The organism is Hymenobacter chitinivorans DSM 11115 (assembly GCF_002797555.1).
Lineage (GTDB): Bacteria > Bacteroidota > Bacteroidia > Cytophagales > Hymenobacteraceae > Hymenobacter > Hymenobacter chitinivorans.
The window spans coordinates 131,580-149,640 of sequence record NZ_PGFA01000004.1 but is presented as its reverse complement, the minus strand read 5'-3'; the positions used below and the strand labels follow the sequence as shown (position 1 = coordinate 149,640).

Annotated in this window: 10 protein-coding genes; 5 read left to right on the top strand and 5 right to left on the bottom strand. The window is 57.9% G+C overall.

Translation table 11 applies throughout. The features are described from left to right. Positions 1–421: 421 nt before the first annotated feature. On the bottom strand, positions 422–2,167 hold the full coding sequence (locus CLV45_RS20625) for an amino acid permease (RefSeq protein ID WP_100338380.1): 1,746 nt from the start codon (positions 2,165–2,167) through the stop codon (positions 422–424). 154 nt (positions 2,168–2,321) lie between these two features. On the opposite strand from CLV45_RS20625, the gene CLV45_RS25625 reads away from it, so the two are divergent. The 3 genes from CLV45_RS25625 to CLV45_RS20610 all read left to right on the top strand — a co-directional run bounded on the left by CLV45_RS25625 (position 2,322) and on the right by CLV45_RS20610 (position 4,452). Further along, on the top strand, positions 2,322–3,119 hold the full coding sequence (locus CLV45_RS25625; RefSeq protein WP_100338379.1) for a PKD domain-containing protein: 798 nt from the start codon (positions 2,322–2,324) through the stop codon (positions 3,117–3,119). Between the two features lie 103 nt (positions 3,120–3,222). Next, entirely contained in the window at positions 3,223–3,660 is a 438-nt protein-coding gene (locus CLV45_RS20615; protein WP_157807685.1) for a hypothetical protein, read from the top strand. 48 nt (positions 3,661–3,708) lie between these two features. Further along, positions 3,709–4,452: a carboxypeptidase-like regulatory domain-containing protein gene (locus CLV45_RS20610; RefSeq protein ID WP_100338377.1), complete on the top strand. Its 744-nt coding sequence runs from the start codon at positions 3,709–3,711 to the stop codon at positions 4,450–4,452. A 167-nt stretch (positions 4,453–4,619) separates the two neighbouring features. Here CLV45_RS20610 and CLV45_RS20605 read toward each other — a convergent pair whose 3' ends face one another. The 4 genes from CLV45_RS20605 to CLV45_RS20590 all read right to left on the bottom strand — a co-directional run bounded on the left by CLV45_RS20605 (position 4,620) and on the right by CLV45_RS20590 (position 8,388). Continuing rightward, the gene (locus CLV45_RS20605) at positions 4,620–6,278 is read right to left on the bottom strand and encodes an ELWxxDGT repeat protein (RefSeq protein WP_100338376.1); all 1,659 of its coding nucleotides are present in this window, start codon (positions 6,276–6,278) and stop codon (positions 4,620–4,622) included. 217 nt (positions 6,279–6,495) lie between these two features. Continuing rightward, on the bottom strand, positions 6,496–6,735 hold the full coding sequence (locus CLV45_RS20600; protein ID WP_100338375.1) for a hypothetical protein: 240 nt from the start codon (positions 6,733–6,735) through the stop codon (positions 6,496–6,498). Between the two features lie 54 nt (positions 6,736–6,789). Next, on the bottom strand, positions 6,790–7,404 hold the full coding sequence (locus CLV45_RS20595; protein ID WP_100338374.1) for a hypothetical protein: 615 nt from the start codon (positions 7,402–7,404) through the stop codon (positions 6,790–6,792). A 153-nt stretch (positions 7,405–7,557) separates the two neighbouring features. Next, on the bottom strand, positions 7,558–8,388 hold the full coding sequence (locus CLV45_RS20590) for a helix-turn-helix domain-containing protein (protein ID WP_100338373.1): 831 nt from the start codon (positions 8,386–8,388) through the stop codon (positions 7,558–7,560). Positions 8,389–8,844: 456 nt separating this feature from the next. On the opposite strand from CLV45_RS20590, the gene CLV45_RS20585 reads away from it, so the two are divergent. Together CLV45_RS20585 and CLV45_RS25240 are read left to right on the top strand one after the other, a co-directional pair. Continuing rightward, positions 8,845–12,399, top strand: coding sequence for an RHS repeat protein (locus tag CLV45_RS20585; protein WP_157807684.1), 3,555 nt, complete (start codon positions 8,845–8,847; stop codon positions 12,397–12,399). 354 nt (positions 12,400–12,753) lie between these two features. Beyond that, positions 12,754–17,970 carry a DUF6443 domain-containing protein gene (locus CLV45_RS25240; protein WP_211289983.1) on the top strand — a complete coding sequence of 1,739 codons (5,217 nt, stop codon included), beginning with the start codon at positions 12,754–12,756 and terminating at the stop codon, positions 17,968–17,970. Positions 17,971–18,061 lie beyond the last annotated feature (91 nt).

Below are 18,061 nucleotides of genomic sequence, written 5' to 3'. Positions count from 1 at the left end.
CCACCCCAACTCGGCCATCCCCGGCGGTAGGCCCCGCGGCAGCGCCCGAAACCTCATCCTTAGCAACCGAAGCGGCACCCGTAGCAACCGAAGCGCCAACTGTATCAACCGAAGCCCCAACGGCAGCGTCCGAAGCACCGGCGGTAGCTCCTGAAGCATTATCCGTAGCGCCCGAAGCGGTTTCCGTAGCAACCGAAGAGGCATCCGGTAGCTAATTTCACTGCTTCGGTCGTTACGGCCGAGACTTCGGGAGTTGTAGCGGCCGTTTCGGGGGCTACGGGCAGGGCTTGGGGCCGCCTTACCACGGCTTCAAACGCAGGCTGGACGCCAGATGCCGCGGCGGCCGGCCCTGCGAGGGGGCGGCGGGCGGAATCCAGCGTCCAGACAGGATAAGGCGAAGCGCCTGGCGAAGCACCGGCGGCTAGCTGTTGGCCGCAGGGCTGGCGTTCAGCTTGCTGTGCTTGTAGCCGTAGTTGAAGTACAAAGCCAAACCGAGTACCAGCCAGCCGAAGAACAGCAGCCAGTTGTTGATGCCCAGCTGGGTCATCAGGTAGAGGTTGGTGAGCAAGCCCAGCGTGGGCAGCAGCGAAAGGCGGCGGCGCACCGAGGCAATGGTCAGGTAGATGCAGAAGCCGAAGAACACCAGCATCGGGATGTAGTGGCGGAAGGCCTCGTAGCCCCCGGCCCCGGTCACGACCCGGCCCATTTCACTGACGGCCGCGCCGTTGTAGACGAACAGCAGCGCAATACCGATGACCATCAGCACGGGCAGCACAAACTGGCCGTTGATGTAGGGCACCTTGAAGCGGGCCTCGGAGGTGCCGTGGGGGTCCAGAATCAGGATGCCGCCGCACACCAGGGCAAAGGCAAACAGCGTCCCGATGGAGGTCAGGTCAATGACCAGGTCCATGTTGAGCAGCAAGGCCGGTACGCCCACGAAGAAGCCCGTGACGATGGTGCTGAACGAAGGCGTGTGAAACTTGGGGTGCACCCGGCCGAAGATGGGAGGCAGCAGCCCGTCGCGGCTCATCGACATCCAGATGCGGGGCTGGCCGATCTGGAACACGAGCAGCACCGAGGCCATGGCGAAAATGGCACTCACGGCCACCACGCCCGCCAGCTGGGGCAGGCCTACTTTCTGGAACACAAAGGCCAGCGGGTCGCCCACGCCCAGCTCCTTGTACGAGACCATGCCGGTAAGCACCAGCGTGATAATGACGTAGAGCACGGTGCAGATAATGAGGGCGTAAATCATGGCCCGGGGCAAGTCGCGCTGGGGGTTTTTGCACTCCTCGGCGGTGGTGCTGATGGCGTCGAAGCCGATGTAGGCGAAGAACACGGCCGACACGCCCTTGAGCACGCCGCTGATGCCGTTGGGGGCAAACGGGCTCCAGTTGGCCGGCTGCACGTAGAACACGCCCACGGCAATAACGACGGCCACCACGATGAGCTTGAGCAGCACCAGCAGGTTAGAGGCCGTCTTGGATTCCTTGATGCCCACGTAGACCACGGCCGTAATGAGCACCGTAATCAGGAAGGCGGGCAGGTCGCAGACGAGGCGGAAGTCGCCGAAGAGCACGGGGGCTGAGTTCCAGGTTTTGTAGGCTTCCAGGGTGGCCGGGGCCACGTCGGCCAGGGGCTTGCCGGCCAGCATCAGGTCCAGCACTTCGTGGTAGCCCTTGTAGGCGCTCTGGGTGCCCATGGTGAGGTAAGTCGGAATGTGCACCCCGATTCCCTCCATGAGCCCGGTAAAGTAGTCGGACCAGGAAATGGCCACCACGATGTTGCCCACGGCATATTCCATGATGAGGGCCCAGCCGATAATCCAGGCCGTAAGCTCGCCAAACGAGGCGTAGGCGTAGGTGTAGGCCGAGCCGCTGATGGGGATGGTGGCGGCAAACTGAGCGTAGCACAAGGCCGAGAAGGCGCAGGCAATGGCGGTGAAGACGAACAGCAATGACACGGCCGGGCCGCCGTCGTGGCTGGCATTGCCGATAGTGCTGAAGATGCCGGCCCCGATGACGGCGGCAATGCCCAGGGCCGTCAGGTCGCGCACCGAGAGGTTACGCTCCAGGCCGCCGTGGCTGTGGCCTTCCACATCGGCGGGCGGGTTTTGCAGAATGGCGCCGATATCCTTGCGGCGAAACAGATTAGAGAAAGAACTCATTTATGGGTTGTGAGGGAGCGGGGGGTTTGAGGCCCAAAAGATAAAGAATATTGCGGCGGGGTTACCGATGCCGCTGCAAAACAACGTTTGTCCATTGGCCCCGCCCCAGTATCTTCTATCTTAGGCCCGGCAACAGCCCGCCTCCCTATCAGCCCTGCTTCCCACCGTTCGGCGGTGGCATCTCCGGCCTTCGTTCGGCCGGAACTGGCCTATTCATCTTGCTCCTTTTTTTGATACCACACCTTGCAGCTCCAGTGAAAGCACTTCTCTTGTAACCCTTACGGTAGCGCTGGGCCTGACCGGCTGCCAGTCGTCGGATGAAGAGGCAACGCCCCCGCCCCCGCCGCCCACGGTTGAGTTCAGCTACAGCGGCTCGACTCAGAACTTTACCCCCATTGACTTCACCAGTAAGGCCACGGATGCTGCCACCTATGCCTGGCAGTTTGGCGACGGCAGTACCGCTACCCTGCCTAACCCCAGCCATACGTTTCGTAAAGCCGGCACGTACACTGTTACCTTGAATACCACTGGGCCCAAGGGTGCCGCCACATGTAGCCGAACGCTCACTCTGGTTCAGGCCGATACGGCCGTGCTTTTGGCCGAACGCTATAGGGGAACCTACTTCTTCAGCAAAATATATTACCGTATCGTTTATTCGGATGGGCAACAGGTAATCACTCCTCTGCCCTCAGCAACGCTCACAGCCGTTCGCTCGGGTTCCGAACTACAGCTGGCCGGCTCTGGTTACATTTTGAGAGCCCGCTCTTTTGAGCAGTCCGCCGGCACCATTCATGGCCCTGGTCATTTATATTATTCTCCGTCCCGGCGTTCTAATCACTTAAGAATTCAGTATCCGGGCGACAGTATTCAAATCACGAACAACATCTCTTTGGGCAACGGACCTACCGCGCCTTATCAAGAGCAAGTATATATTGGGGGCCGGCAGCGGTAACCTGGCCTAACTCCGAGTAAAGCACCCCAATATCATCCTGCCAAACGGCCTTTTTCACTTCCCGATGCTTTTCGTGTGCCGATTTGCAAGCTTGGTGGCCACGATGCTGCTTACTGAACCGCCCTTGCCCGGCGGGGCCGCCGAGCCAGCGGCAGCTATTACCGCGCACCCTGCTCCTGTGCCCCCCGATTCCCTTTACCTCCGGGGCACCGTGCACACCGCTACCGGCGAGCAGCAGCCCGGGCTACACCTTGCGTTCCGTCGCCTCGGGCTGGCCGCCCAAACCGACTCCAACGGCGAGTTTTTCTTTGCTATTCCGCTCCGCCGCGCCGGCCGGATTACTAAAGACGAGCTCCTGCTCACGCACCCTAACTGCGGGCAGTACCGCAAAGCCGTAAATCTTTTCGCAGCGGGCCCAATCCACATTATGGTGTGCGAGTCGTCGCCGGTTGGGGTCGAGTGTAGCGCCGAAGACATCTTTGGTAAGGAGCGGGCCCGCCGCCTGCGCCAGGAAGCCCGCAGAAGCCGGAGCCGCCCGTAGCCGGAATTCATTTGTAACCAGCTATTTTGTCGCTTCATCCCGCTGCCTATGCCCCGCACCGCTACCACGCTCACTATTGCCAAACCCTGCGCCGAATTGTGGCAGCAGATGACGCCAGTGCCCAACGGCCGGCACTGCGCCGCCTGCCGCGAGACAGTCACCGACTTCACTCAGATGACCGATGCGGAAATCCTGCGGTTTCTGCGGCATAACCCGGCCGTATCCTGCGGGCGTTTCACGGAAGAGCAGCTCGACCGGGAACTGCGGCGGGCCCCGGAGGCTACTCCGCGCTGGCGCACCTGGCTAGCCGCGGCCGCTACCGTACTGGGCCTGCGCGAAGTTACGGCCCTGGAAAGCCGGGCTCAAAAAGTTAATCAGGAAGTAGCCGACATTCCGCGGCCCGAAGCGGCCGCCCGGTTTACCCCCTACACCTATACGGCTCCCGACGAGCTGGCCCAGCAGGAAGCCCGGCAGCAGCAGGCCGAGGAAATGGCCGCTCCCGGGGGGCGGGTAATCTTGCGCGGCTCGGTTCACAACAGGTGGGGTCTGCCCCTGGGCAAGGCCCGAGTTGTCGTAGTGGACATGCCGGAGCTTAAGGCGACGACGAATGCCCTGGGGCATTTTTACCTGGAAGTCCCGGCTTCGGCCGTTGCCGGATCAACCAAGCTCCGCGTTAGCCGCCCCGGGCACCGGAGCAGTTGGGTAGAAGTAGCCAGCCCTGATTCGCACCGCTACCACGTGTTCCTGAAAAGCTGGGGCCGGCGGCGGGTACTCGCCGGCAAGTTTCGTTAGCCCGGCGGCCCGGCAGTGGGCCTACCGGGCCGTCAGTAGTGCCCCAACGCGTCATTCGCCCCGTGGGAAGCAGCCTGCACCCGGACGACCCATATACAGCAATGTGCCCGCCAGCCGAAGCCAACGGGCACATTGTGCAGCCTGAGCAAAGCTGGGCAGCTGCTTCTTTAGTGCTTCATAAACTTTACCGTCTGCTGCCCGGCGGCCGCCTGCAAGTGCAGGAAATATACCCCGGCCGGCAAGTGGCTAACCCCAATACTTGTGGCTGCGCCCATGGTGCCCTGGGCTACTACCTGCCCAATGGCATTGCGCACCTCGTAGGTCAGGGCTGCTTGCTGCGGCAGGCGCTTCGTCAGGTAGAGCCGGTCCGTCACGGGATTGGGCCAGGCGGTGGCCAACTGCTGCTGCGAGGCGGCCACGCTACTAGATGTGCCAGCATAGCGCCAGAGCTCAGCACCATGGGCGTCATCGGCGGCAGCAAAGTACCAGGCGCCATTGTAGGGTACCATCCGGGAGGGATAGGAGCTTCCCCGACCCGTGTTCAGATCTTTAAAGCGAGTCGTACCGGCTACGGTCCCGTCGCTACGCCACAGCTCGACGCCAACCGTCTGATCATACTGGCTGCCGGCGCTAAAGAGAAGGTAATCGTCTACCACGCTAAAGGCTCCGATGTAGTCAAACTCATTGTATTTAGTGCTGGGAGTCATCAGCACCGTACCCGCAGCGGTACCATCGGTTTTGTAGAGTCGATAGTCTACTCCGTCAAAGGCGGCAAAATACAAGCTGCCCTTGTAAGGCATCATTTCCGGATTAGACGACCCGACAATCCCGAATGCACTGCCCGTTCCGGACCTAAGATCTTTCACCAGCATGGTGCCGGCCGCGGAACCATCCGTTCTCCACAGCTCCGAGCCTTCGGTTTGGGTGTACGCTGTGAAATACAGCGTATTGCCTAAGGCCGTCATACCGCTCGGATAAGCATTCCCACCAACAGCAATGTCTTTTATTAGTCCGGTCCCGCCTACCGTGCCATCACTGACGAAGAGCTCTTCTCCTACAGTTCCGTCGTCGGCCGTAAAAAAGACTTTGCCGTTGCACGCCGCCAGGTGGTGAGGATTGCTGCCCGTATTGTTACCGGCCCGCAGGTCTTTGACCAGCACGGTACCGGCGGCGGTGCCGTCGCTTTTCCACAGCTCGTTGCCGCCCGCCCCATCCTGGGCATTGAAGTACAGGGTATTGCCCACGACGGCTATGTCATCGAGGTGGGTAGCCGTAAGCGCGGGCAGACTGCCCGGTCGGATATCCTTTACCAGGCGCGTGCCCCCCGCCGTGCCATCCGACGCCCAAAGTTCCCGGCCACTGACGCCATCCGCGGCATAGAAATACAGGCTGTTGTTCATCACCACCAGATTGCTGGGAGTGCTACTCGCCGCGCTGCCGCCGCCCGGCCAGATATCTTTCACTAGCACAGTGCCGGCAGCAGTACCGTCGCTTTTCCACAGCTCCCAGCCGGTGGCAGCCTCATATGCCGAAAAGTAGACATTGCCGCCCATGCTTACGAAACGGTCTTCTCCATTTGGATTAACCTTGAAAGCTTTCAACAGCGTCGTCCCGGCGGAGGTGCCGTCGGTTTTCCATAGTTGATTGTCGCCAAAAACGAGGGAAGGGTCCTGGGCGGCAAAGAGCAGCCCGCCCGAGGCGGCGGCAAAGCTGCTGGGGTAGCCGCCATTGGCGCCCGGAATAATGTCCTTAAGAAGGGTTTGGGCCGAAGCAGCCTGGCCAAGCAGCGTGCAAAGGCCCAGAAGTAGGGTAGCCGTTTTTTTCAAAGATCAGAAGGTAAACGTGTAGAAAAACAACTGTGGCCGAAGACGACTCAGGTAGTCAAAGGTCCACACCTTTGCAGAGGTCGGCAATACCCGGAACTAGGTATTTTGACTCGAATACGGCCCGCCGACGAGGCCATTTTTACAGGCCGATGCCCTACGTGCACGCCCGGCTGGCACCATCGGCAAGATGATTCAATCACGCGGATTATTTCCCGGCTCAGGCTACCGTATTGCCCAGCACCCGCCGCAGCACCTGCTCCAGGGCATCGAGGGTCACCACGTCGCCCTGCGCCAGGATGCGGCCCCGCTGCCAGAGCAGCATCTTGCGGGGCCGGCCGTCTTCGCCCGTGGTGCAAAACATGGTGCCGCCGATGGCCGCGCTGGTCGGGCGCTTATAAAAGCCAGGGCGCTGCTGGATAAAGCCGTAGCGAAGCAGGGTATCGTGGAAATAAAGCATAGCGGTTACAAACTAAAGGTCTAACAGGCAGGTACGCGGCAGCGCGCAAAACGGCTACTGCGGGCGGCTCGTGAGCAGGGCGCGCAGAATCTTACGGGCGGCCAGGGCGTGTCGCCGACCCGAGTCCGGACCCAGGCACTGCTGCAAATCGGGCGCGTAAAAGGAAGCTACTCGAATGGTGCGCCGGTCTATCAGGTAGAAAACGTTGTCGTCGGCATCTTCCACAACGCAGGTTCCGGGCTTGCTTATCGTTTCCTGGTCGTCCTTCACCCGCCACAGCTGGCGGGCGTCGAGCTGCTGCCAGGCTTGCTGCAGGGCAGCGGGGCGTGCCGGCTGCGGCTGCAGGTAGCGGTTGGTATCAGGAGCGGCGGCCCGGAAGGCGTGGTCTTCTCGGGCAAACTTTCTGGCCAGCTGGCCGGGGTAGTATCGCCCTTTTATTCCCCGGTACGGGCTGGTGTAGGTGAAAAAATCCACCTGGTTTTGGTGCTTGGCCAGAATCAGATAGTTGGGAGAGTTGTTCCAGCTCGAGCCGCTGTGGTAGATGCTGGTGCTGTCGTAGTGCTGCTGCAAGAACCGGTGCAAGGGCGTGCTTTTTACCGTTGGCTGAGCCCGCACGTAGTCTGCCGTTAACAAGCTACTGACAAAGAGCAGAATCGGCGGCAGCTTCATGCGTTGACAAAGCAAAAGGAGCAATGGAAATAGAAATCGGGCGGGAAGCACAAAACGCCGCCCTCCGACGAAGAAGACAGACCCATCCGGAAATACCGGTCCGGAGTTGGTTTGGCGCTCTGTCCGGTAAGTTAAGACAGAACAGCTAGCCCCCTAGCGGCCCTGCTCCAGGCGCTGCACCCGATTGAGCAGGTCCTGCAGGCTGGCTTCTACGGTAGTGGCTTTGGGCGCCGCCGGGGGCAGCTGAAAGCTCAACCGGCCCGTTACCCGCCACAGCTCAAGCACTGCAGCCTGGGGTACTAGAACCGTCGGGGCAGCATCAGGCGCGGCTCGTAGCTCTAGCTGCCCGGGCTGCTCAGCCACGACAAACACGTACTGCACCCACACCTGCTGCCGGGTGACTACCACGTACAGGGCCCCGCTTGGCAGCGCGGCATCAGGAGCTTCGGCCTGGGCAATAACCCAGTCGAGCGAAGCAAAAGCGGGTTCCAGCGCCGCGTCGGGTAGTTGAAACGCCCGAAACAGGCCCTGCTGTACTTGCGGTAAGGGTAAACTCCAGACCGGTAGCTGCTGCTGAAAGACCTGCTCGGAGCAGCGCCGCGGGTACTCGGCCAGCTGCTCCCGGGCCACCAGCCGCAGCGTGGCCCCAGCTTCGGCGGCCGGGCGACTTGGGCGGCTCAGGCCGTAGCCGGCCGGCTCTTCGGCGGCCAGCGCTACCGAAGGCTCCTGGGTCAGATATTTTTTCGGCTTTCCCCCCGCCACCGTAGTAGTGACCTCTGCGGCCTCCGGGTCCGTGAAGAGCCAATTCAGGTCGACACCCCGATTATGCAGAAAATGAATAAACTCTTTGGGCAGTCCTTCCTTGCGTCCGTTCTCCAGTTGGCTGATGTCGCGCTGGGATAATCCGCTGGCTTGGGCCAACTCTAGCTGCGTCATGTTGAACTCCTGACGAATAGTGCGCAGCTTGGCCGGAATCCAGTCCATTAAAATTTATTCAAAAAAAGAATTGAAAATTTGGATACTATTCAAATTAAGAATAAAATTGTATCCATTACTCTTAACAAATATGCTTATCCCCCTACCCCTATGCAAGTGTTAGCCCGCTACTGCTAGGTGTTTTATTTGAAAAGGTCTGCTGCACCAAGGCCTTTTCTATCGCCCTTCCTTTATCTGCTCAGCTGTTGAGGCAGCAGATAAATAATCATACCCTATCCCCCCGGCCTGGCCAGCCGGGCCCCGCGACGATTCGTGCGTCGTACCTGCTCCCTCCCGCTTTACCTACCTGCAGCTATTCCTCTGGCATAAGCCTTAGGCCAAATCAGTTTGTCCTTACTACAGCATCTTATGAGCACACATTTCTACCGCAACCGATTCACAGCCAGACCTTTTTGGCTCCTTCTTCTCTTGCTTGCTGTCTTCGAGCACCCGGCGTTAGCCCAAATGACGGAGCGACTCAGTGCCGGTACGCCCCCGCCGCCTGAAGCAGCGGCGCTCGGCAAGTTTGCCGAAATCCCGGTAAGCCTATACTCCGGTGTTCCCAGCATCACAATTCCTATCTACGACGTGCAGCTACGGGGCCTGACGCTGCCCATCAGCCTGAATTATCACGCCGGCGGGGTACGGGTTTCGGAAATAGCCAGCTCCGTGGGCCTGGGCTGGGCGTTGCAAGCGGGCGGCAGTATTTCCTCGACGGTCCTGGGCAAGGATGATTTTGCGCCAACGGGCTACGCTAACGGGGCCTGGCCCGTTCCGCACGACCGGCCTCTGAGCCCCTTGTATACCAGCAACGACTACCTGTACTGCATGCGGGCTACTGGTACGTCGCCGGCGGGGACTCCAGCCTACGTGTACACGTCCAGCTTCGACACCCAGCCTGATTTGTACTACTACAGCATGTGCGGCCGAAGCGGCAAGTTTTTCCACACCCAGGAAGGCAAGGCGCATCCCGTACCGTACGAGCCCGTTGCCATTGAACGGGGCAATGGCTACACCATCGTGGATGAGAAAGGCAACCAGTTCTTTTTCCAAAAGCAGGAAATAGCTACCACCTACATTATCCGGTACGGCGGCCATTCATCACCTCAAGATGACTATGCGCCCCGCTCCACGGTATTCTATCTGTCGCGGGTCGAGACACCCACCCACGAAAGTATTACGCTCTCTTACGACACGCTCACCTACGGCTACAATAGCTTAGGCAGCTATACCCGCTACCGCACCTCGGGCTCCACGCTGGGCTGCGCCGATAAGGTAGAAACACATACCGAAAACCTGACCCGGGTCCAGGGCCTGCGCCTGAGCGCCATTCGCTCCAGCCGTGGCGACTTTGTAGAATTTCGCTACAGCTCCTGCGACCGAACCGACCTGCCCCGCACCAAGGCACTCAAGCAGATTCTGGTGCATAAGGGCAGCACCATTCAGCGTTTTGATCTAGGTTTTGGGTATTTCAACATCCCCGAAGCTCGTTCCGACTGCGACCGGGCCACTTTCGTCGAAGGTCCGCCGAAATGCCGCCTCAAGCTGGCCAGCGTCACCGAAAGCGGGAAGCCCAGCTACGTTATCAAATACCGGGAGGACCTGCCGTTTCCTTCCCGCCTGAGCCAGGCCCAGGACCACTGGGGCTACTTCAACAACCAAACTGGCACCTTGCTCCCGAAGGACCTGAGCAAAGGCTTCTATACCGGCGGCGACCGGGAGCCCCACGTAGAAATGATGCAAACGGGCATTATTCAATCGTTGCGCTATCCTACCGGGGGCTGGACGGAGTACGAGTTTGAGCCCAACACGTACCGCCACGCCGCCGGTACCACCAGCTACGAAATTAAGCAACAGCCCATTTCGATTTTCGCGGGCCGCGACAGTGACTTAACGCCGGGTCCGAATGACCGCAAGGATACGACGATAACCTTCACCGTGCCCCACAACATTCAACCCTATTCTACCCAGGCTATTCTGCGTACGGGTTGCGGCTTCCGCACACCCCAAGTCACCCCGCAGTTTCGGGTGGAACTGCAAGGGCCGGATAATTTTCGCAGAACCTTTGGTGGCACTACTGATCCAAAGGTAGACTTTACGGAGAAGTTGGAGCTAGCGCCGGGCGAGTACACCCTGACGGCTACCACTTATGGCTACTGTCCCGATGACTATTTCCGCCTGATGTGGACGGAAGTGGTTACCAAACAAACCCCGGACACCACCCGCTTAGCCGGGGGCCTACGCATCCGGGAAATCCGCAGCTTCGCCAGCAAAAATGACCCGGAGCCCCTGCGGCAATACTACCGCTACAGCCCCTTGCAGGACTCTACTCAGTCCAGTGGCCGCATTCAGTCCCTGCCGTCGTACTCGTACTACACGACTGAGAACCGCTATTCCAATCTGAATCAAACAGCCGTTGAAGGGGAGTGCCGCTACATTGCCCAGTCGTCGAACAGCATTGAGCCCCTGGGCAACATTCAGGGTGGCAACGTAGCTTACACCTCCGTGCTGGTGTTTAAAGACAAGACCGGCGAGCATGGCCTGACGCACCACACTTTCTCCTGGAAGGAAGACGAGGCACCGTACGGTCATGGCTTCCCCTTTACACCGGCCACCAGCTTCGACTGGCAGCGCGGGCTCCCACTACAGGTGACGCAGTATAGCCGTAAGACTGGTGCGGCCGTCTATCAGCCCCTGGCCCGGACGGTCAGTCACTACTACCACAACTATACCCCACCGGGCCGGGGGCAGTGCGAGGACTGTAGCAACTTTACCTTGCCAAACCGGCCGAATGAAACCCACGCCGTGGGCCTTAATATCGTTATTCTACGACCCGAGTTTTTTCTCCCCGGTGCCAGAATTCCCACGGTAGTTCCTTCCGAATTTGTTATTCAGTCATTTAAGTATCTATCCACTTGGAGCTATTTATACCAGAAAGATGAATATGCCTACAACCCTTCTGATAGTACGAAGTATCGGGTAGTCAGGACCTTTTATAAATACGATAACCCCACTCACGCCCAGCTGACGCGCACCCAAACCCTGACCAGCGCCGGCGACACACTCACTCTCCAACAGCGCTACGCCCTGGATTACGACACGGCCGCGGCTTCAAGCGCCGTAGCCTTCGGGCTCACCACGCTTGCCCGACGCCATATCCTAACCAATATCGTTGAGCAGCAGCAGTGGCTGACCAAACAGGGCAGCAACTACTTGCTGGGCGGAAGAATAGCGCAGTACCGCGGCATCTTGCCCACCCACGATTTTGTGTTGCAGCCGGCCAGCCCGATTCCAGCGGCACAGTTTACGGCATCTGCTATCAGCGACGGTAGCTTCCTGCAGGACTCGCGCTACCGCCCCACCCTAGGCTATGAGTTGTTTGATGGGCTAGGTAATATTCTGCAGGCGCGGCACTACCGGGCTGGCCCGCAAAGCTTCTTGTGGGGCTATTCAGCCACGCAGCCCATTGCCCGGGCTCTGAATGCCGAGTACAACCAGCTGGCCTATACCAGTTTTGAACCAAACTGCCCCAGCCGCTGGCGGCATCCTCTCACCAACCCGACGCCGGGCGGCCACACCGGTCAGCAGTGTTACCCCTTGCTCAGCCCTGTGGCCTGTGATTCGCTGCCGGCCGGCGAGTATCAGTTCTCTTGTTGGGCCACCGCCAAACCCGACATTTACCTCAACAGCCTGATAGTGCCCAATGCCGTCAGCCCAGTAGGGCCTCTCGACCCCAGTGGTTTCCAACAGTATTCTGGAATCCTGAAAATGATGGCAGAGCGCAACCGGGTAGCAGTATCTGGCACGCCAACGACACGCCTGGATGAGCTTCGGCTACACCCTGTAGGATCTCAACTCACGACATACACTCACGACCCGCTCACGGGAATGACCTCCCAAACCGATGTCAACGGCCGCACTGCCAGCTACGAGTACGATGCCTTGGGTCGCCTGCAGCGCGTTCGGGACGAGCAAGGCAATATCCTGACGCAGCAAGAGTATCACTACGCCCGGCCGTAGCTATTCAGCCCCTTCTTTTTCGGTTTTATCGCCTCCTTTTAATCTGTGGCCTGTATGCGTATACCTTTTACTTTCGTTTTTCTGCTAACCTTGCTCAGCCTGACTATGGGCGTTGAGCACGCATTAGCCCAAGCCACTCCCTACGAGGGAGAGGTAGCCGACAGCACCGAATTACGAGTGCTTCGCCAGTTTTATTACGCCACCAACGGTCCGGGCTGGGACCGTCATGACCAGTGGCTCACGGGAACCACGCTGGCGGCGGCTAGTACTTGGCATGGGGTTCAGGTAGGCAATGGTGACATTGTAAGCCTACGCTTGCCTGCTAATGGTTTGGCTGGCTCCTTGCCCGCCTGTTTGGGTCAGCTTACCAAGCTGCACTACTTGATTCTAAGTGGCAATAAGGACTTGGGCGGACCTATTCCAGCTGCTTTGGGGCAAAGCGAATTATTCCTTTTAGAATTAAATGCCTGCCACTTTTCCGGGAGCGTGCCACGTGAACTGAGCTATTGCCATGATCTTGTAGGGCTCAATCTTAACTCTAATCAGCTTACAGGTTCTATCCCCGTTGGGCTGACAGCGCTACCGCTCAGCCACCTCCTGTTAGGCGACAACCAGCTTAGCGGCTCCATTCCCGATGAAATAGGTCGGATGACGACTCTCTCCCTCTTGAGCCTACGACAAAACCAGCTATCCGGCCGTGTACCGAATTCAATAGGCCTACTTGAAAACCTGACTTATTGCTACCTAGACAATAACCAACTCAGTGGCTACATTCCCGCCGAACTAGGTCGCTGCCAATTTCTAACGCAGCTTGATTTGAGCCACAACCAACTGCGGGGTAAGCTGCCGGTAGAGCTAGCGGCTCTCCCGCAGCTCAGCCATCTGGTTGTCGACCATAATGCGCTAACCGCAATTCCCTCCTGGGCTGGACAAGTCAATATTCCCGGTTATTTACGCGTACAAGACAACTTTCTGGATTTTGGCTCCCTGGAGCCAAACTTCCGGGATGTGGGCCAGCCTTGGTCTGCTCAATTCGAGTACAGTAATCAGCAAAGCCTACCAGCCGACACTCTCGCCGGCCTACCCGGAACCACGAAAGTTCTCCATAGAAGTATGGCCGGCACCCGCAACCACTATCAGTGGGAGCGGCAGATTGGTAGCACTTGGGTTGAGATTCCCGGCGCCACCGACACCACATTGCTTATACCCCACCTCTCTACGGCCCAAGGTGGTATGTATCGTATTCGGGTTTGGAACGACTTGGTCACCTCCTGGGGGCACTACTATTCGCTCTATACCCGCCCGCAATACCTGGCCATTCTACCCTATCAGCCCTTAGCCGAAAATCTACCGGTGGATGCGGAAAAGGACGCACCACTGACCGGCCTGTTAGCCCCTAGCCTCTTTAGTGGTCAGTCGGATTCCCTGTATTTGAATTATGTACGCACCTACCAGGCCCGCGTCGCAATACGGACGCCACGGGATTTGACCACTGCCCGTGTCGATTCGGTCCAAATCAAGACTGAATACCTAGATGGTTTGGCGCGACCAATGCAGATGGTGCTGCGGCAGGAGTCGCCCCAGCGCCGTGACATTGTGCAGCCCGTGACCTATGACGCGTTGGGGCGGCAACCTAAGTTGTACTTGCCCTACACGGCGGCAAATTCCACTAACAACCTAGGCAGCTACCGAATTAATGCTCTGCGGGAACAATACGATTTTTACCACGACAGCCCATCCGGGCCCGGTACCGCCATGGATGCGGTAGCGCGCACCGGAGTCCCCTACAGCGAGTCGGCCTTTGAGGCCTCACCTCTGAACCGAGTTGTAGCCCAGGCCGCTCCCGGAGAAGCCTGGCAGCTGGCTACCGACCATGTGGTGACGCTGACTGAGCGGCCCAGCACGGCCGCGGATGCCGTGCAACGCTACTCGGCCGGCTACGGCAGCCGCTCCACCGACCTCCTACCGCACGGAGTATATGCAGCCGGTGAGCTCTGGGTAAAAGAAACCCGCAACGAGCAGCACGCCCGCACCCTCGAGTTTGAAGACAAACAAAACCAAGTCGTTTTGAAGCGGGTGGAGACCGGAATTCCGAAGCAGGGCCAGGCAGAGCCGCAATGGCTGGACACGTACTACGTCTATGATGAGCTCAACCATTTACGGGCCGTGATACCGCCTAAAGCCGTGGCTCTGCTTCGCCAGCAACAATGGCAGGTCACGGCAGCCCTCGACAACTTACTTTTCCGATACCGCTACGATGACCGCGGCCGGCTAATAGCCAAGCAAACCCCAGGCACCCAAGGCGAAACCCAGTTGGTGTACGACCAGCTGGACCGTGTGGTTCTGAGCCAGGACGCGGCCCAACGCCAACAGCATCAATGGTCTTTCACAAAGTATGATGCCCTGGGCCGTCCCGTGGTTACGGGCCTGTGCACCCACCCGGCCGACCGGGAGGTTTTGCAGGCTGAAGCCAACCAAACGCCCACCCAATTTGAACAGCGCACGGCGGCTTCCACAAGCCCTCAGCATTATACTCTGCATCAAGCTTATCCAAAGCTCTCGACCCAAGGCCAGTTTACTCATTATCAGATTTTAACCGCTTCTTACTATGATGATTATAATTTCGATGGCGACCTAGCAGGCCAGCCCGACGCCACCTACGACGCCCAATACAACAGCCAGTTTCAGGGAGCGGCTCCGGCTCCCGATCTTCGCGTGGCGGGTTTGATAACGCGTACGTGCGTGCGGGTACTGGATGTGGCCGAATCAGTCCCCGGCGCCTGGCTCACGACCACCAGCTTTTACGACGCTCAAGGGCGGCCTATTCAGGTACGCAGCACCAATGCTCGGGGTGGAGAAGACGTAAGCACCTCCCAGCTGGACTTCGCCGGTAAGGTGCTCAAAAGCTACACTGTCCATTCCGACCCTCGCTCCTTGCCAGCACCCGTAACCGTGGCCGAGATCTTCACTTACGACCATGCCGGCCGTCTGCTCACCGATGCTCAGCAGCTGCCCGGCGAAATTCAGCCGACGGTCTTGGCCACGCTGCAGTATAATGAAGTAGGCCAGCTACAGCAGAAAAAGCTGGCTCTGGGCTCTCAGAGCGTAGATTATCGGTATAACATTCGCGGCTGGCTAACCCACGTCAACGATACCGAACAGCATGACCCCAACGACCTGTGGGGTATGGAACTGTACTACAATCACGGCTTCACCCGCGACTATAATCAGTACGGCGGCAACATTACGGGGCAAAAGTGGCGCAGCAAAGCAGACTCCGTAACTCGCGCCTACGGCTACATCTACGACCAAAGCAGCCGCCTGCTACAGGGCGACTACGTGGCCCGCGCCACCACCGGCACTTGGACGGCCGAAAAGCAAAACTTCGGCCTGCGCTACGTCAGCTACGACGAAAACGGCAATATTCTTACCCTACAGCGCCGTGGCCTGGTGGCCGCTGCCACCCGCACCACCCCCAAGCAGTACGGTCCCATTGATGCCTTGGCGTATTCCTACAAAGGCAACCAACTGACCACCGTCGACGACGGCGTTACTGCAAACCGATCCGCCACCGGTGGCCCTTCCCTGGCCGGCGACTTTCAGGACCAGCCCGCTACGGCCGTCAAAACTAGCTCCGACGAATACATCTACGATGCCAACGGCAACCTCACCGCCGACCGCAACAAGGGTATCACGGCCATTGGTTACAATCACCTGAACCTACCCAGCCGTATTGCTTTCGGCAACGATTCTATCGTATTCCGCTACAGCGCCACTGGCCAGAAGGTTGCTAAGCTGGTGTACCAAGCTAGCAAGCCCGTTCAGCAAACAGATTACGCCGGTAGCTTCCAGTACGAGCAGGATTCCCTGCGCTTTTTCCCCCACGCCGAGGGCCGGGTGCTACAGTTTGTGCAGCGCGACGGTAATGGCCAGGCGCATACTCGCTACAGCCGGGAATTTAGCTTGAAAGACCACTTGGGCAATTTGCGGGTCGCTTACCGCACCGGTGAGCCAGCCACTTTTAGGGCCACTATGGAAGTAGATCCCGCCAGCCGGGCCCACCGTGAGGAGCAACAGTTCGATTCGGCGAGCATTGCCAGCACCCGCTTCCTGGCCGGCCCCGTGGCCCGTACCGGCTCCTACGTGTCCCGCCTCAATGCTGCCTCGGGTCAGCCCCTGGGCCCCCTGAAAATTCTACGGGTCCAAAAAGGCGACACAGTGCAGGTTACGGCCCCGGGTATCTACCAGCAAGAAGTCCGGAATTTCAACTTCGGCTTCTCCATGATAGGCTTCGTCGCCACGCTGCTCCAGCAGCAATCCTCGGGCACCACATCCACTAATCCCGAATCTCCGCGCAAATTCCGCCCTGTGCCGTTCCTGGGCCTCAGCCTATCGGTTCTGCCCACGCTGCAGCAATTCGGTCGGGTTCCTAAAGGCTACGTCCGCCTGCTGGTTTTCAATCAGGACTCCGTATTGGTTGACTCCCGCACCCAGCAGCTCTCCAGTGCCGCCCAGAATAACTACGAGGAACTCCACCTTAGCGTCGTCTCCCCCACCGATGGCTACATCCAGGCCTACGTCGGCAACGAAAGTGACGTCGACGTAGGCTTCGACGACGTGGAAATAAAACACAAGCCCGCTCTACTAGTTCAAGAGAACCACTACGACCCCTGGGGCCTGAACCTAGCCGGAATCGAGCGGAGTGGTGGTGCTTTTGAGAATAAATTTCAGTATAATGGCAAAGAGAAACAGCTAGAACTAGGTCTTAACTGGCAGGACTACGGCGCCCGTATGTATGATGCACAGTTAGGACGTTGGCATGCTGTTGATCCGCTGGCGGATTTGATGCGTAGATTCAGCCCATATGTATATGGATTTGATGACCCAACAAGATTTATAGACCCGGACGGCAGAGTAAGCGAGGATAGATTAGGGCCAAATGCAACAGTTGGGCCAGAACACTCATCCAATCACATAAATAAAGAAGATGGTACAACTACAACGAGAGATAACTCAAGTATATCTGTAACAGAAACAGAAACTAATAGGTATGCAGAAACAAAATCCGAAACAACTTCGCTGAATGGTTCTAAGAAAAACTTAGATAATATATCTGATAAGAGCGCAGAAGTTGTATCAGAGTCTATGCGAGAAGCCAAAGTTAGTACAATGCAAGTAACAAGTACACAGCGGACACCTCAGGAAGAAGCTAACGCTATGTATACAAATGCCGAAAATAAAGGAGCTCAGAAATCATACGATTTATATGCAGCTGCAGGAGATAAAATAATTAATGTATATGAGAAGTCAAAAAAGAATGGAGATTCAAAACAGGAGACTATTCAAGCAATGACAGCTAAAATATTATTGGTTGGGCCATCGAAAGTTTCCAGACACACTGCGGATCCATCAACAGTAAATGTAATAGACTTTTCAGCAAGAGCTGTTGGGAGCAAAGACAAAGCACTTCACAGATCTTTGAGTAGCAACAAAGGAGTTTCCAGATTATTCTCGCCTCTTAATAGTTCAGACCCTGCATTCCATGTTGAAATTCCTCAAAAAAACAGGTAGCATCACTTTATTAATAGCTATCATATTTTTTACAAATTGCGCAAATTATTCTAAAAACAAAAGAAACACCAAGCCTACCCTAATAGAGGGA

Bases quoted from the DNA above. Each gene is read 5' to 3' on its own strand.
- CLV45_RS20625 (WP_100338380.1), bottom strand. From the start codon at position 2,167: ATGAGTTCTTTCTCTAATCTGTTTCGCCGCAAGGATATCGGCGCCATT.
- CLV45_RS20615 (WP_157807685.1), top strand. From the start codon at position 3,223: ATGCTGCTTACTGAACCGCCCTTGCCCGGCGGGGCCGCCGAGCCAGCG.
- CLV45_RS20610 (WP_100338377.1), top strand. From the start codon at position 3,709: ATGCCCCGCACCGCTACCACGCTCACTATTGCCAAACCCTGCGCCGAA.
- CLV45_RS20600 (WP_100338375.1), bottom strand. From the start codon at position 6,735: ATGCTTTATTTCCACGATACCCTGCTTCGCTACGGCTTTATCCAGCAG.
- CLV45_RS20595 (WP_100338374.1), bottom strand. From the start codon at position 7,404: ATGAAGCTGCCGCCGATTCTGCTCTTTGTCAGTAGCTTGTTAACGGCA.
- CLV45_RS20590 (WP_100338373.1), bottom strand. From the start codon at position 8,388: ATGGACTGGATTCCGGCCAAGCTGCGCACTATTCGTCAGGAGTTCAAC.
- CLV45_RS20585 (WP_157807684.1), top strand. From the start codon at position 8,845: ATGACGGAGCGACTCAGTGCCGGTACGCCCCCGCCGCCTGAAGCAGCG.